This is a genomic window from Massilia sp. LC238 (genome assembly GCF_000735635.1).
GTDB classification, from domain to species: Bacteria; Pseudomonadota; Gammaproteobacteria; order Burkholderiales; family Burkholderiaceae_D; genus Telluria; species Telluria varians.
This window is the reverse complement of record NZ_JNNN01000030.1, coordinates 270,816-286,549: the sequence shown is the minus strand read 5'-3', so window position 1 is coordinate 286,549 and position 15,734 is coordinate 270,816. Positions and strand designations below refer to the sequence as shown.

The window sequence follows — 15,734 nt, the reverse complement described above, 5'->3', positions numbered from 1 at the left end:
TCTTATTGCGATTTCAGCTGGATGGCCGGCGTCACCTGGCAGGCGCGCCAGGTGGGCAGCAGGCCGGCGACGATGGCCGCGGTGACGGACATGAGGAAGGTCAGCATCAGCATCTGCCAGTCCATGCGGGCGACCGCCGCCATGCCCTTGCTCTGCATGCCGATCAGGGCCAGCGCGCCGAAGGACAGCACCAGGCCGAGCACACCCCCGACCAGGCCGACCACGCCGGTCTCGATCAGGAACTGCTGGAACACGTCGCGGCGCGAGGCGCCGAGCGCGCGGCGCACGCCGATCTCGGATGCGCGCACCGAGAACTTTGCCAGCAGCAGGCCGACGGTGTTGACCAGGCACAGGATCAGGAAGCCGAAGGCCAGCCAGGCCGACAGCTTGCTGTCGTTGCCGACGACCTTCATGTGCTCCATCCATTCCATCACGTCGTACAGCTTGTTCGGCGCATTGCGCTTCAGGCGGCCCAGCTTGCGCTGCTCGCTCGCATAGTTGTCGAGCCAGGTCTGCAGTTCGGCGCGGTCGCTGCTGCTCCTGGTCTCGAACCAGGCCTGGATCCAGGTGCACTCCGAGGTCAGGAGGTTGGCGAAGCCCGGGTCGCGGTTGGCGCTGCAGTTCATGCTGCCGTTGTGGCCCATTTCGTGGCGCAGCGCGGTCGAGAAGGGGATGAAGAATTCTTCCGAGTTGCCGAAGCGGCTGCCGCCGATCAGCCTGTAGTAGCGCGGCAGCGGATTCCAGTTGTCCAGCACGCCGACCACCGTGTACGGGAAGCCGCCGATCCTGATCTGCTTGCCGACCGGATTGGCCTCGCCGAACAGCTTCTCGGCGGTCGAGCGGCCCAGCACCACCACGTCGGCGCCACGCACATCGTCACCTTCGGTCCAGGCTTGGCCGTGCAGGAAGGGCACATCGAACATCGCGAAGAAGTCGCGGGTCGGGGCCAGGCCGGAGGCGGTGAAGGCCGGGATGTCGGTGCGCGGCGGCTCGATCGGCTGGTAGACGCCGTACATGGCGGTGCGGCGCTCGCCCTGGCCGCTCTTGAGGAAGTTGGCGGCGTCGATGTAGCCCAGCTGGTCGTCGTTGGGACCGTCGCTCGGCGCCCAGCCCTCGACCGGGCCGTTGTCCACGTGCGGCACGAACAGGCGGTCGCTCTTGGCGGGGATCGGGTCGCCCGACATCATGTGCAGGATGGTGAGCGTGGACACGCTGGCGGCCACGCCGATGGCTAGGGTCAGCACCATCAGGGCGGTCAGGGCGGGGTTGCGGCGCAGGCTGCGCACGCCCAGCTTGAAGTAGTAGGAGAACATGGTCTGGTCGTCCTTATGCAGTCACGGCGGCCTTGTCGACCAGGGTCGGGCCCTTGCGCACCAGGTCCGAGACCTGGCCGTCGATGATGTGCACGTTGCGGTGGGTGCGCACCGCCAGCTCCGGATCGTGGGTCACCATCAGGATGGTGGTGCCGGCCGCGTTGATCTCTTCCAGCAGTTCCATCACGCCGCGCGCCATCTGGGTATCCAGGTTACCGGTCGGTTCGTCGGCCAGCAGCAGCTTGGGCGAGCCGGCCAGCGCGCGCGCGATCGCCACGCGCTGCTGCTGGCCGCCGGACAGCTCGGCTGGGAAGTGCTTCATGCGCGAAGCCAGGCCGACCTTGGCCAGCGCGTCCTCGATGCGCTCCTTGCGCTCGGTCTTGTTGAAGCCGCGGTAGCGCAGCGGCACGTCGACGTTGTCGAACAGGTTCAGGTCGGGGATCAGGTTGAAGCCCTGGAAGATGAAGCCCAGCTTTTCGTTGCGCAGGCGCGAGCGGGCGCTGTCGTCCAGGCCCTTCACGTTGACGCCGTCGAGGATGTATTCGCCCGAGGTGAATTCTTCCAGCAGGCCGGCGATGTTCAGGAAGCTGGTCTTGCCCGAACCGGAGGGGCCGGTCACGGTGACGAATTCGCCCTGCTTGACTTCGATCTCGAAACCGCGCAGCGCGTGGGTCTCGATCATGTGGGTGCGGTACACCTTGCTCAGGTTGGTCATGCGCAGCATGGGATTCTCCTAGTTTGTGTTGGTCTTGTTCAGCGGTTGATCGAGACGCGCGCGGCGTTATTGAAGGTGTCGGTGCCGGCGACGACCACCTTGTCGCCCTGCTTCAGGCCCGACAGGATCTCGACGGCGGAAATGCTGGTGGCGCCCAACTGGATCGGGGTGCGCACGGCGATCCCGTCCCGCACCACATAGGCATGGCGTCCGCCTTCGCTTTCGACGAAGGGGCCGCGCGGCAGCATCAGGACGTTGGGGCGCTCCTCGATCAGCAATCTGGCGGTCACGCGCTGGCTCTGGCGCAGGCCTTTCGGCTGCTCGCCGTCGAAGCGCACGCGCGCCAGCACCTGGTTCTTCACCACTTCCGGCGACAGCGCGGACAGCTTGCCGGTGGCCTTGCCCGACGGCAGGGTGATCTCGGCGTTCATGCCCAGGCCGATGTCGGCCACATAGGTTTCCGGCACCTCGACCTCGACTTCGAGCTTCGACAGGTCGACCAGGGTCATCAGGGGGGCGTTGGCGGCCACCACCATGCGGTTCTGGACGTTGAGGGTGCCGATGAAGCCGTCCACCGGCGCGCGCACGGTCAGCTCGTCGACGCGGCGCTGGGCATTGGCGAGCGACAGGCGCTGGCGTTCCAGCTCGTTGATCTTGGTTTTCAGGGCCAGCTGGACGTCGTCGCCCTCGAGCGCGGCGGCCTGGGAGGCGTGGTTGGCGCGGATCTCGGCCGAGTTCAGGGCATCCTTTGCCTTCTGGTAGTCGATCTTGGCGATGATGCCGACCTGCGCCACGCTCTCGTAGCGCTCCAGGGTGCGCTGGGCCGACAGGCGATCGATCTCGGCGGTGTCGGCTTCGCGCTTGGCCAGCAGCTTCTGCTTGCGCGCCAGGATCTGCTGGCGCGCCACCTCGGCCTTGAGTTGCTCGTAGCTGGAGGTCTCGCGCTTGAGTTCATCGGTCAGGTCCGGGGACTCCAGCACCGCCAGCACGTCGCCCTTCTTGACGGTGTCGCCGGCGGCGACCTTCAGGTTGACGGTGGATGGGGCGGTCGAATACAGGGTGGGGCTGACGGCGGCCACGATGCGGCCATTCACCGACGCGTCGCGCACCAGGGTGCCGCGGGTGACTTCGGCGATGCGCAGGCGGGCTTCGCTGACGGAGTGTTCGCTGCTGGTCCAGGCGCCCAGCACGGCGACGCTGACGGCGAGGAGGGCAAGGGCGCCGCCCACCCACAGCGCGCGGCGCTTGAGCTTGTGGACCGGGGCCGGGGTGAGGACGGCGTCTTGTTCTGATGTATCGCGGATCATGGCATCTCGGGTGACAACGTTGGATGGCGTTGTCAATGCACGATCCGTGCCAGTAGAGCAAGTGACTGATTTTACGGGGAATATTGCTGCCGCGTCCGGTGTCCGCGGTGTCCGTCATTACAGGCTGCGGACAGCGTCCGGACACAGGAGCGTCCGATTGTGCAAAAGCGGACGGGCGCGAACCGACTGCATCCGCGCCCGTCCTGGGGGTGCTCCTTGGCTTGCTTCCTTACTTCTGCGGCTTCTGCTTCTGGGCGTAGGTGCCCATGACCTCGCCCTTGCCGATCACGTGCCCCTGCAGCGCCTGCAGCAACTGGTCGCGGTCGGCGCCGAAAGGCACATCCAGCATGGTATCGAGCGCATACACCTGGAAATGGTAGTGGTGCGGCTTGTCGCCCACCGGCGGCTTGGGCCCGAAGTAACCCATCGAGCCGCGCGTGTTCCGGCCCTGCAGCACGCCTTCCGGATCGGTCAGGCGCGGCTGCTCCTGCAGGCCTTCCGGCAGGCTGGTGACGTTCGCCGGGATGTTCCAGGCCAGCCAGTGCACGAAGGGCGTGACCGGTTTGGCGTCCGGGTCTTCCATGATGATGGCGTAGGACTTCGCATTCGGCACTGGCTTCCACGCCAGGGCCGGGGACACACCGTCGGCGTATTCGCTGTATTTCTGGTCCATCGCGCCGCCGGCCTTGAAGCTCGGCGAGCTGACCGACAGCGTGCCTGTCGACTGGGTTTCGGGCCGCTTGTTCGCGAGCGGCACGCCATTGCCCTTGTTGGCCTGGTCGCGCATCGGGCCGCTTGGGGCCATCGCGCTCAGGTTGCCGGGTTTGCCGTCGCCGTGGGCGATGCGGTAGATGACGCCGTTGCCGTCGTCCGCCATCAGGAGCGAACCGTCCTTGGCCCAGGCCAGGCCGACCGGGCGTGCGATGTGGGTCTTGCCGCCGTCGGTAAGGAAGCCGGTGACGAAGGGTTCGACGGCGGTCGGCCGTCCGCCCGCGAAGCGCACCCGCACGATCTCGTACCCGGACGCCTGGACGCGGTTCCAGGAGCCGCGCATGGTCACGAAGGCGTCGCCGCTGTACTCGGCCGGGAAGCCGCCGCGGTGGCCGAACACCATCTGCATCGGCGCCGCATGCGCGGTGTAGCCCAGCACCATCGGGGTGCTGCGCGCCTTCCATTCTTCTTTCTTGATCTCGCCCACCGGGGTGCTCTGCGGGTAGATGTCGCCGCCGCCGTAGACGTGCGGCCAGCCGTACATCTTGCCCATCTCGATCTTGTTGATCTCTTCCTGCTGCTGGTCGTCGCCGAGGAAATCGATGCCGTGATCGAAGGACCACAGCTCGCCGGTCTGGGGATGCCAGTCAAAGCCGATGGTGTTGCGCAGGCCCGAAGCGAAGATGCTGCGCTGCTGGCCGTCCGGCGAGACGCGCAGGATGGTGGCGTTCTCGGGATTGCTCTCGTTGCAGGTATTGCAGGTGCTGCCCACGGTGAGATACAACATGCCGTCCGGCCCGAAGGCGATGGTGCGGTTCGGGTGCTGGCCGGAATCCGGCAGGTCGCCCACCAGCAGTTTGAGCTCGCCCAGGCGGCCGTCGGGCTTGATGTCGGCCACGAACAGTTCCTTGACGGTGACGAGATAGAACTTGTTGTCCTTGATCGCCATGCCGTGCGCGCCGGCGCGGTTGGCCACTTCGACCGGCGCGCCGTCCGCCTTGCCGTCGCCGTTCGCGTCCTTCAGCAACAGCACGTCGCCCTGGTCGCGCCGGCTGACGTAGATGTCGCCATTCGGCGCCACCGTGATGATGCGGGCGTTCTTCAGGCCCGTGGCGAAGGGGGTGACGGTAAAGCCCGGCGGCGCCTTGATGCCGCGCATGCGCTCGGGAGTGGCCTCGACCTTGGCCGGCTTGAAGACGTTGGACGGGGCCGAGAAGCGGGTCCCGTCACCCTGTTGGGCACAGGCGGCGCCTGTCGCCATGCCGATTACCACCGCTGCTGTCACGCGTTTCATGCCCTGGCTCTCCCTCGTTACCGTGGTTGGATGTGATAAAAAATCGTGCCAGAATATCGACCGACGGTATGTGGGAGAACGTACGCAGGCTGTCGCGTTGGCGGGACAGCGCAGCACAACAGGCGGGACAGGCACGCTAGGCCGCGGCGCGCAGGGTCCGCGCCGCCGCCACCATGTTCTCCAGCGCCGGCAGCACCTCGTCCCAGCTGCGCGTCTTGAGGCCGCAGTCCGGATTCACCCACAGTTGCGCCGCCGGGATACGCGCGGCGGCCTTCTGCATCAGCGCGACGATCTGCTCGCGACTCGGGACGTTGGGCGAATGGATGTCGTAGACGCCAGGGCCGATGCCGTTCGGGTAGCGGAAGTCGTCGAAGGCGCCGAGCAATTCCATATTGGAGCGCGAGGTCTCGATGGTGATCACGTCGGCGTCCATGGCGGCGATGGCGGCGATGATGTCGTTGAACTCCGAATAGCACATATGGGTGTGGATCTGGGTGGCGTCGCGCACGCCGTTGGCGGCGATGCGGAACGCCTCGACCGCCCAGTCCAGGTAGCCGGGCCAGCCGGCGCGGCGCAGCGGCAGGCCTTCGCGCAGCGCGGCCTCGTCGATCTGGATGATGCGCACGCCGGCCCGTTCGAGGTCCTGGACCTCGGCGCGGATCGCCAGCGCCAGCTGGCGGCAGGTGACGGCGCGCGCTTGGTCGTCGCGCACGAAAGACCAGTTGAGCATCGTGACCGGGCCGGTCAGCATGCCCTTCATCGGCTTGTTCGTCAGCGACTGGGCATGGCAGGTCCATTCCACGGTCATCGGACGCGGGCGCTGCACGTCGCCGTACAGGATCGGCGGCTTCACGCAGCGCGAGCCATAGGACTGCACCCAGCCGTTGGCGCTGAAGGCGAAGCCATCAAGCTGTTCGCCGAAGTACTCGACCATGTCGTTACGCTCGGCCTCGCCGTGCACGAGGACGTCCAGGCCCAGCGCTTCCTGGGCTTGCACGCAGCGCGCGATCTCGGCCTGCATGGCAGCGCGGTAGGCGGCGTCGTCGAGTTCGCCCAGCTTGTGGCGGCGGCGCGCCTGGCGGATCTCCGGCGTCTGCGGAAAGGAGCCGATGGTGGTGGTGGGGTAGGCGGGCAGCGCCAGTACGGCGGCCTGCTCGGTGGCGCGCTGGGCGTGGGCGCTGATGCGCTGGCCCAGCGCCGGCGCAATGGCGGCGACGGCCCGCGCCACCTCGCCATTGTGCACGCGCGCAGAGGCACGGCGGCGGTCGATGGTGGCGGCGTTCGCGATCAAGGCGTCCTGCACGCCGACACGGCCGTGGTCGAGCGCGGTTTGCAGCAGGCGCAGCTCGTCCAGTTTCTGCACGGCGAATGCGAGCCAGGAACGGACCTCGGGGTCCATGCCGGTCTCGAGTTCCAGGTCGACCGGCACGTGCAACAGCGAGCAGGACGGCGCGATCCAAAGGCGCGCCTGCAACTGGCGCTGCACCGGCTCCAGCCAGGCCAGGGTCGCATGCAGGTCGGTCTTCCAGATGTTGCGGCCGTCGACCACGCCGAGCGACAGGATTTTGTCGGGGCCCAGCAGGGCGATCGCCGGCTCGATCTCGTCGCGCGCGTTGATGGCGTCCAGGTGCAGGCCGGCAACCGGCAGGCTGCAGGCGAGCGGCAGGTTGTCCTCCAGGCGGCCGAAGTAGGTGGCCAGCAGCAGTTTCGGGCCGTGGCCGCGCAGCGCCGCGTAGGCGTCCGCATAGGCCTGGCGCCAGCGCGCGTCGAGGTCGGTGACCAGCGCCGGCTCGTCGACCTGTACCCATTCGACGCCGGTCTGCGCCAGCCAGTCGAGCAGTTCCGCGTACACCGGCAGCAGGGCGGGCAGCAGCGCCAGGCGGTCGCTGTCGTCGTGGGACTTGCCGAGCCAGAGGTAGGTGAGGGGGCCGAGTATCACCGGCTTGGCGCGCACGCCGGCGTCGAACGCTTCCTGCAACTGCTGCCGCAAGCGCGAGATGTCCAGTGTAAACGTCGTGAAGGCGTCGAATTCGGGGACGATGTAGTGGTAGTTGGTGTCGAACCACTTGGTCATTTCGCCGGCGTGGGTGCAGCCGCAGTCGGCGTGCGAGGCGCGGCCGCGGGCCACGCGGAAGTAGGCGTCCAGCGCGTTGCCGTGGTGGGCATGGGCGCGCTGCGGCACGTTCCCGAGCGTGAAACTCATGTCGAGCACGTGGTCGTAGAGCGAGAAGTCGCCAACCGGGGCCAGGTCGAGCGCGGATTGCCGGGCCCAGTGGCGGGCGCGCAGCTGGGCGGCCCCGGCTTCCAGTTCGACGGCCGGGGCGGCTTCCTTCCAGTGGCGCTCGAGGGCGAATTTCAGTTCGCGGCGGGCGCCGATGCGGGGAAAGCCGAGGTTGTGGGTGATGGTCATGGTATGCGTCCTGTTGGTGGTCGCAGCCATGATAGGACGGACAACTCATGAATAAAATTGATATGATTTCATATATCGATCAAATTCATTCATATATTCATGCTGGAACGTATTCACCTGATGATCCTGCGGGCAGTCGAGCAGCGCGGTTCGCTGACGGCCGCCGCCGAGAGCCTGCACCTGACCCAATCGGCGCTCAGCCACGCAATCCGCAAGCTGGAGGGGCAGCTCGGGGTCGAGGTCTGGACCCGCGACGGCCGCAGCCTGCGCCCGACCCAGGCCGGTCTCTACCTGCAGGGCCTGGCCAATCGCCTGCTGCCCCAGCTCGAACACGCCGAGCGCCTGATGGCGCAGTATGCCGAGGGCCAGCGCGGCACCCTGCGCATCGGGATGGAGTGCGCGCCCTGCTATGCCTGGCTCCTGAAGGTGGTGGCGCCTTACCTGGCGGCCTGGCCGGACGTCGACGTCGACGTCAAGCAGCGCTTCCAGTTCGGCGGCATCAAGGCCATCGAGGGATGGGAGATCGACGTGCTGGTCACGCCCGATCCGCTGTTCAAGCCGGGTCTGCGCTTCGTGCCGGTGTTCGACTACGAGCAGGTGCTGGTGCTGGCGAAAGACCACCCGCTGGCCGGCCGCGCCTTCGTGGAGCCTTGCGACCTGGCCGACGAGGTCCTGATCACCTACCCGGTCGACATCGACCGCCTCGACATCTACAACCAGTTCTTCCTGCCGGCCGGCTGTGCCCCGCGCCAGCGCAAGACCATCGAGACCACCGACATCCTGCTGCAGATGGTCGCCAGCGGCCGCGGCGTGGCGGCGCTGCCGCGCTGGCTGGTCGAGGAATACGCCGCGCGCATGCCGGTGGTGCCGGTGCGTCTCGGCCCGAACGGCATCCCGAAGCAGATCTTCCTCGGCACGCGCGAGGACGACGCCGCGATCGGCTACCTCGACGCCTTTATCGCCATGGCGGCCGGCCTCGGTGACAATGCTTGAGATTTGAGGCGCCGGCGCGCTGCTAGGATCGCGGCATGATCCGATCCGAACTCGCACGCCTGCTGCGCCTCTTCCGCCATGTTGTCAAACGCGACGCCGAGCGCGAGCCGCCTTCGCACTTCTTCACTCCCGAAGAAACCGGCCGCCTGCACCGCATCACCGGGGACGCCCGCACGGCGCTCGACGAGCAGACTTGGCATGATCTGCTGCTCCCGGCCTACGAAGAGCAACTTGCACAAGGCACCAGCATCTTCGGCCGCCAGGTGCTGCACCGCCACCTGCGTGCGGGCCTGGACGATGCCGGCTGCGCCGCGCTGGGAGAGCGCCTGCGCGGCCTGCTGGCCGATCCGGCGCGCCTCGACGCCTTGAACCTGGCGCTGCGCCCGCTGCGCTACGCCGAGACCGAGGTCGCCGGCCTGCTGTTCGAGGGCGAGGCGCCGCAAGCGCCCGCCTGGGCCGGATTCATCTGGGTGCTGCCGCTGCTGCTGGTGATGTCCTTGGGCCTGCTCGTCACGCAGCCGCTCGGCTGGATCGCGACCCTGGCCGCGGTGGCGCCGCTGATGGCGCTGCAGATCAGCTACCACCGCCGCCTCGAGCTGTGGAAGAACACGCTGGACAGCCTGAACGCGCTGCTGGCCGGGAGCCACACGCTGGCGCAACTCGGCGGCCCCCTGCTGGAGCCCTTCGTCGAGGAGCGCGCCGCGGCGGCACGCCTGCACAAGCGCATCGGGCGCTCGCTGCTGCTGCGCATGATCCCGGCCGGCGAGGCCTACATGAACTGGTTCGCCGCCTACAACATCCGCCGCTACTGGAAGACCATCCGCACCGTGTACGGGGCGCGCGACTTCCTGCGCGCCTGCTACCTGCGCAGCGCGGAGCTCGAGGCCGACGTCGCGCTGGCACGCCACCTGCGCCGCCAGCAACACTGGTGCTGGGCCGAACGCAGCGCCGCGCGCATGCTGGACCTGCAGGGCGGCGTGCACCCGCTGATGGAGATGCCGGTCCCGCTGTCCGTCAGCCTGGACGGGCAGGGCGCCTTCATCTCGGGCCAGAACGCTTCGGGAAAAAGCACCTTCCTGCGCATGGTGGGCCTGAACCTGGTGGCGGCGCGCGCCTTCGGCTTCTGCTACGCGCGGCAGGCGCGCCTGCCGGCCGTGCCGGTGCGCGCCAGCATGCAGAACGAGGACTCGTTGCTGGGCGGCGAGAGTCTCTATATGTCGGAACTGCGCCGGGCGCGCGAACTGCTGGATGCGAGCGGGGAGCCGGCCGGCATCTGCCTGGTCGACGAGGTCTTCCGCGGCACCAACCACCTGGAATCGGTGTCGGCCGCAGCCGCGGTGCTGGAAAGCCTGTGCGAGCGCGACCTGGTGCTGGTGTCCTCGCACAACCTGGTGCTGGCGCGTATCCTCGCGGGCAAGCTGGAACCGTACCGCATCGATACCGCCAGTGGCCAGCCGGTCCTGTTGCCGGGCGTTCTGCGCAACCCGAACGGCATCGCGCTGCTGGCCACGCAGGGTTTCGGGGAGCGGATCGAAGGTCGTGCCGCCGAGGTGGCGCGCTGGCTCAGCGCACACCTGACCGAGTCCGAGGACAAGCGGCCGCCCGCCCTCAGTTGCGCTTGAGCGGCTTGCCCTTCGCAATCACCTCGCGGCAGTCGCCGCGCATGGTGGCGTCGTCGTAGTCGGTCCAGCCGTAGCTGTCGACGTAGCGCTTGTGGCGCTTGAAGGCCGGATTGACGAAACTCCGTTCCAGGCTTTCGCCGGGGTAGCGGATGTCGGCCATGTCGAGCACCGTGTGGAACATGTTCTCGGTCGAAAGTTTCGCCTTCTGATGGCGTTTCAGTTGCGCGACCTTGGCCGGGAAGCGCTCGGCGTAGCTGCCCGAATACCAGACGAAGGCCGGCACGTGGAATTCGTACTGCGTGTTATGGCCGTGGAAGGCGATCTTGCACGACTTGTCGTACAGGGTCTGGCCATGGTCGGCCACGTACAGCAGCGAGGTGGGCAGGCCGGTTTCCTTCAGCACCCCGATCACGTTCGACAGGAACCAGTCGGTATACAGGATGGCGCTGTCGTAGCTGTTGTTCATCTGCGGCTCGATGCGCGGATTGGTGTAGTCGGGCTTCTCGATCGACTTCAGCGAAGGCTGCCAGCGGTCGAACTCCTGCGGGTAGCGGTGCGCGTAGTTCCAGTGGCTGCCCAGCGTGTGCAGCACCACCAGCACCTTCTGCGCCGGGTCGTCGATGGCGCGCCGCAAGGGCTCGAGCAGTACCGCGTCGTGGTTGGAGGCGTCGGACACGCTGCCCAGGTTCAGGAACTGGACGTCGTCCGCTTCTTTCGCGAACACCGACACCGGCGTGTCGAACTTGCCGAACGAGACCTGGTTCGAGATCCAGAAGGTCTTGAAGCCGGCCTCCTTGAAGGCCGACAGGAAGGATTTTTCGGAGAAGCCATCCTTCAGGCTCTGCATCGCAGGTTTGCGCGAAATGATCACCGGAATCGACAGGCGGGTGGCCGATACCGGCGTGATCACGTCCTTCAGCATGACCAGGTTTTCTTCCTGCGCCAGCAAGGGATTGGTCTCGCGTGCGTAGCCGTTCAGGCTCCAGCGGTCGTAGCGCGAGGATTCGCCCAGCACCACCACGAGCACCTGCGGCCCGTGCCCGTCGCCTATCTGCTTCGCCCCGAAGCGGAAGGCCGCGCTGCGCCGGTTCAGTTCGGCCAGGTAGACCCGCTCTTTATAGAAGTCGAGGCCGCGCGCGCTCAGGCCGAAGGGCCAGGATTGGGCGAACAGCGCCAGGTCGACCGGCGGCCTGGCCCAGGCGGGCAGTGGCGGCCAGCTTCCTGCGGTAGCGGCAGCGGCAGCGTGTTTCCCGTCGGCCTGGGCGAAGCCGGATTTCTGCCCGTAGGCCAGCACCGCGGCGCCGGCGCCCAGCACCGCCAGCACGATCCAGCGCGAGCGGTCGTTCCAATCCAGGTCGCGGGTGCGCCAGGCTGCCGCCCAGGTCGAGCCGAACCACAGCAGCACGCCGACGATCACCGCGCCCAGCAGCCAGGCTTTCCCACCCAGGAACTCGAGTGCCTCGCTGGGGCTGGTCTCGGCGATGATGCCCAGGTGGTGCGTCGAAATCCCCTGTCCGTAATAGACAAGAAGGTAAAGCTCGGTCGGCAGGGCCAGGAAGGCCGGCAGCAGGGCCCAGTGGAACCAGGCCGGGCGCTTGCACAGGGCCCAGGCGGCGATCCAGGCGAACACGCCGGCGCCCAGCAGCTGCCACGGGTCGCTGCCGCCTTGCGCGCCCGGCAGGTCCAGCAGCTTCGCCGCAAAAGGCATGCTCGACAGCAGGGCGTAGCTCAGCAGTAGGTACAGGTTGGCGGGACGAAGCAGGCGGGACATCGGGGCGGGAAGAGGGCGAAATCGGCTATTATCCTGTCTTTATAGCCGGAAATACACTATCCTTGCCGCAAGCTTGACAGTAGCGCTGTAGCAGGCTTGCCACATCCACCACGGTAAACCCCAGGTTTACCCCGCCGCCAGGCCGACCGGCCGGCAAAGCGGTTGACCCACTTGCCTATCGGGTCTATACTCGCGAGTTCTCGATTTATTCTGCACATGGTATACGCATTCGCAGCCGCTCCTTCGGTGAGTGGCTTTCGTCGCCTCTGCTGTGAGCACGAATCCGGGACTAGGTTTCAGTCCCCGGACAAGCGCAACAAGGGTCCGGGTCATCAACGTAGTAACTTTGTTGGATTTTTGAACGATGCCAACCATCAATCAACTGATTCGCAAGCCGCGTGAAGCCGCGGTTGTGAAGAGCAAGTCCCCGGCACTGGAAAACTGCCCGCAGAAGCGCGGCGTTTGCACCCGTGTCTACACCACGACCCCGAAGAAGCCGAACTCGGCACTGCGTAAGGTCGCTAAAGTTCGCCTGACCAACGGTTTCGAAGTCATTTCGTACATCGGCGGTGAAGGCCACAACCTGCAAGAGCACAGCGTCGTCCTGATCCGCGGCGGCCGTGTGAAAGACTTGCCGGGTGTGCGTTACCACATGGTCCGCGGCGCACTGGATACCCAGGGCGTGAAAGACCGTAAGCAGGCTCGCTCGAAGTACGGTGCGAAGCGCGCCAAGGCCGGCGCCAAGAAGTAATTCTTCGCGTAGTCCTGCGGACCCTGTCACGTACAGGTCACATTAAAAAGTTAAGTTGAGCCGGCCGGAAGGCCGAGTAAGTGAAAGATCATGAGGGTCTTTCGCGAGTGCGTACACCGCACTCAACTGAAGATAGGAAGGAATTGAAATGCCACGTCGTCGTGAAGTACCCAAGCGCGAAATCCTGCCGGATCCAAAATTCGGCAACACCGATGTCGCCAAGTTCGTCAACGTTCTGATGCTGTCCGGTAAGAAATCGGTCGCTGAAAACATCATCTACGGTGCGTTCGAGCACATCCAGCAAAAATCGGGCAAGGACCCACTGGAAGTGTTCACGACCGCGATCAACAACTGCAAGCCGATGGTCGAGGTGAAATCCCGCCGTGTCGGCGGCGCCAACTACCAGGTGCCAGTGGAAGTTCGTCCGGTTCGTCGTATGGCGCTGTCCATGCGTTGGTTGCGCGAAGCCGCAAACAAGCGCAGCGAAAAATCCATGCCGCAACGCCTGGGTGGTGAACTGATGGAAGCGGCTGAAATGCGCGGTGGCGCAATGAAGCGCCGTGACGAAGTGCACCGTATGGCAGAAGCGAACAAGGCGTTCTCGCACTTCCGCTTCTAAGCAAATGGCCAAACCCCTTCGGGGAGTGCGGCCTGCAGTATCCGTTGTTCAGGCCGGGCGCGTTTTGATCGTCAAAATGCCGTCCGGTTTTGTCCATTCAAAGATTTAGGAAAAATTATGGCACGCACTACCCCCATTGAGCGCTACCGCAATATCGGTATTTCCGCTCACATCGACGCCGGCAAGACCACGACCACCGAGCGCATCCTGTTCTACACGGGTGTGAACCACAAGCTGGGCGAGGTGCACGACGGCGCCGCCACCATGGACTGGATGGAGCAGGAGCAAGAGCGCGGCATCACCATTACCTCGGCAGCGACGACCTGCTTCTGGAAAGGTATGGCCAGCAACTTCGAGCCGCACCGCTTCAACATCATCGACACCCCGGGCCACGTCGACTTCACCATCGAGGTGGAGCGTTCGATGCGCGTGCTGGACGGCGCCTGCATGGTTTACTGCGCAGTCGGCGGCGTGCAGCCGCAGTCGGAAACCGTGTGGCGTCAGGCTAACAAGTACAAGGTTCCGCGTCTGGCCTTCGTCAACAAGATGGACCGTACCGGTGCAAACTTCTTCAAGGTGTACGAGCAGATGCGCGCCCGCCTGAAGGCCAACCCGATCCCGCTGCAAGTGCCTATCGGCGCCGAAGACAACTTCAAGGGCGTGGTCGACCTGGTCAAGATGAAGGCCATCCTGTGGGATGACGCTTCGCAAGGCATGAAGTTCGAATACGTCGACGTGCCGGCCGAACTGCTCGACACCTGCAACGAGTGGCGCGAGAAGCTGGTCGAAACCGCCGCTGAAGCGTCGGAAGAGCTGATGAACAAGTACCTCGAAGAGGGCGAACTGTCGGAAGCCGAGATCAAGAAAGCGCTGCGTACCCGTACCATCGCCGGCGAAATCGTCCCGATGATGTGCGGCACCGCATTCAAGAACAAGGGCGTGCAGGCAATGCTGGACGCGGTCATCGAATACCTGCCGTCGCCAGTGGACATCCCGCCGGTCGCAGGTACCGACGAAGAAGAGCAGCCGACCTCGCGTAAGGCCGACGACAGCGAGAAGTTCGCTGCGCTGGCATTCAAGATCATGACCGACCCGTTCGTCGGCCAGCTGATCTTCTTCCGCGTGTACTCGGGCGTCGTGAATTCGGGCGATACCGTCTACAACCCGATCAAAGGCAAGAAGGAACGCCTGGGTCGTATTCTGCAGATGCACGCCAACCAGCGCGAAGAGATCAAGGAAGTCCGCGCAGGCGACATCGCCGCAGCAGTCGGCCTGAAAGAAGCAACCACCGGCGAGACCCTGTGCGATCCGTCGGCACCGATCATCCTCGAAAAGATGGTGTTCCCGGAGCCGGTCATCCAGCAGGCAGTCGAGCCGAAGACCAAGGCTGACCAGGAAAAGATGGGCCTGGCACTGAACCGTCTGGCTCAGGAAGACCCGTCGTTCCGCGTGCGTACCGACGAAGAGTCGGGCCAGACCATCATCGGTGGTATGGGCGAGCTGCACCTGGAAATTATCGTTGACCGCATGAAGCGTGAGTTCAACGTGGAAGCAACCGTCGGCAAGCCGCAGGTTGCGTACCGCGAAACCATCCGCAAGGCAGTCACCGACGTCGAAGGCAAGTTCGTCAAGCAGTCGGGCGGCCGCGGCCAGTACGGTCACGCAGTCCTGACCATCGAACCGCAAGAGCCGGGCAAGGGCTTCGAGTTCATCGACGCCATCAAGGGCGGCGTGGTTCCGCGCGAATACATCCCGGCAGTCGAGAAGGGTGTTCGCGAGACCCTGACCAGCGGCGTGCTGGCTGGCTACCCGGTCGTTGACGTCAAAGTCACCCTGACCTTCGGTTCGTACCACGACGTCGACTCGAACGAAAACGCGTTCCGCATGGCGGGCTCGATGGCGTTCAAGGACGGCTGCCGCAAGGCGAACCCGGTCATCCTCGAGCCGATGATGGCCGTGGAAGTGGAAACGCCGGAAGACTACGCCGGTTCCGTGATGGGCGACCTGTCGTCCCGCCGCGGTATGGTGCAGGGCATGGACGAAATCCCGGGCGGCGGCGGCAAGATCATCAAGGCCGAAGTCCCGCTGTCGGAAATGTTCGGTTACTCGACCTCGCTGCGTTCGGCAACCCAGGGCCGTGCGACCTACACGATGGAGTTCAAGCACTATTCGGAAGCTCCGAAGCACGTGATCGACGCTATCGTGACCGCAAAAGCCAAGTAATAAAA

Annotated in this window: 11 protein-coding genes; 5 read left to right on the top strand and 6 right to left on the bottom strand. The window is 65.5% G+C overall.

Features of this window, described 5'->3' with window-relative positions; all coding sequences use genetic code 11:
- Nucleotides 1-2: 2 nt before the first annotated feature.
- From FG94_RS07290 to metE, 5 genes are all read right to left on the bottom strand, one after another.
- Entirely contained in the window at nucleotides 3-1,313 is a 1,311-nt protein-coding gene (locus tag FG94_RS07290; protein ID WP_036209024.1) for an ABC transporter permease, read from the bottom strand.
- Nucleotides 1,314-1,326: 13 nt separating this feature from the next.
- The gene (locus tag FG94_RS07285; RefSeq protein WP_036209021.1) at nucleotides 1,327-2,037 is read right to left on the bottom strand and encodes an ABC transporter ATP-binding protein; all 711 of its coding nucleotides are present in this window, start codon (nucleotides 2,035-2,037) and stop codon (nucleotides 1,327-1,329) included.
- Between the two features lie 29 nt (nucleotides 2,038-2,066).
- Nucleotides 2,067-3,335 (bottom strand): efflux RND transporter periplasmic adaptor subunit, encoded by a 1,269-nt coding sequence (locus FG94_RS07280; protein WP_036209018.1) that lies wholly within the window; start codon nucleotides 3,333-3,335, stop codon nucleotides 2,067-2,069.
- 229 nt (nucleotides 3,336-3,564) lie between these two features.
- Nucleotides 3,565-5,340 carry a YbhB/YbcL family Raf kinase inhibitor-like protein gene (locus FG94_RS07275; RefSeq protein ID WP_036209015.1) on the bottom strand — a complete coding sequence of 592 codons (1,776 nt, stop codon included), beginning with the start codon at nucleotides 5,338-5,340 and terminating at the stop codon, nucleotides 3,565-3,567.
- 136 nt (nucleotides 5,341-5,476) lie between these two features.
- The gene (gene metE / locus FG94_RS07270) at nucleotides 5,477-7,750 is read right to left on the bottom strand and encodes a 5-methyltetrahydropteroyltriglutamate--homocysteine S-methyltransferase (RefSeq protein WP_036209342.1); all 2,274 of its coding nucleotides are present in this window, start codon (nucleotides 7,748-7,750) and stop codon (nucleotides 5,477-5,479) included.
- A gap of 99 nt (nucleotides 7,751-7,849) precedes the next feature.
- Here metE and FG94_RS07265 point away from each other — a divergent pair, with 99 nt between their 5' ends.
- Together FG94_RS07265 and FG94_RS07260 are read left to right on the top strand one after the other, a co-directional pair.
- Nucleotides 7,850-8,743, top strand: a complete 894-nt coding sequence (locus FG94_RS07265) for a LysR family transcriptional regulator (protein ID WP_036209011.1) — start codon at nucleotides 7,850-7,852, stop codon at nucleotides 8,741-8,743.
- 35 nt (nucleotides 8,744-8,778) lie between these two features.
- Nucleotides 8,779-10,365, top strand: coding sequence for a hypothetical protein (locus tag FG94_RS07260; protein WP_051996305.1), 1,587 nt, complete (start codon nucleotides 8,779-8,781; stop codon nucleotides 10,363-10,365).
- Here FG94_RS07260 and FG94_RS07255 read toward each other — a convergent pair.
- Nucleotides 10,352-12,136 (bottom strand): phosphoethanolamine transferase, encoded by a 1,785-nt coding sequence (locus FG94_RS07255; protein ID WP_036209008.1) that lies wholly within the window; start codon nucleotides 12,134-12,136, stop codon nucleotides 10,352-10,354. The genes FG94_RS07260 and FG94_RS07255 overlap by 14 nt on opposite strands.
- 364 nt (nucleotides 12,137-12,500) lie before the next feature.
- Between FG94_RS07255 and rpsL the strand changes: the two genes are divergently transcribed.
- The 3 genes from rpsL to fusA all read left to right on the top strand — a co-directional run bounded on the left by rpsL (nucleotide 12,501) and on the right by fusA (nucleotide 15,729).
- Entirely contained in the window at nucleotides 12,501-12,887 is a 387-nt protein-coding gene (rpsL, locus tag FG94_RS07250) for a 30S ribosomal protein S12 (protein ID WP_027867278.1), read from the top strand.
- 148 nt (nucleotides 12,888-13,035) lie between these two features.
- Complete coding sequence (gene rpsG, locus FG94_RS07245) at nucleotides 13,036-13,506, top strand: 30S ribosomal protein S7 (RefSeq protein WP_027867277.1); 471 nt, start codon at nucleotides 13,036-13,038, stop codon at nucleotides 13,504-13,506.
- Between the two features lie 117 nt (nucleotides 13,507-13,623).
- On the top strand, nucleotides 13,624-15,729 hold the full coding sequence (fusA, locus tag FG94_RS07240; protein ID WP_036209005.1) for an elongation factor G: 2,106 nt from the start codon (nucleotides 13,624-13,626) through the stop codon (nucleotides 15,727-15,729).
- Nucleotides 15,730-15,734: the final 5 nt, after the last annotated feature.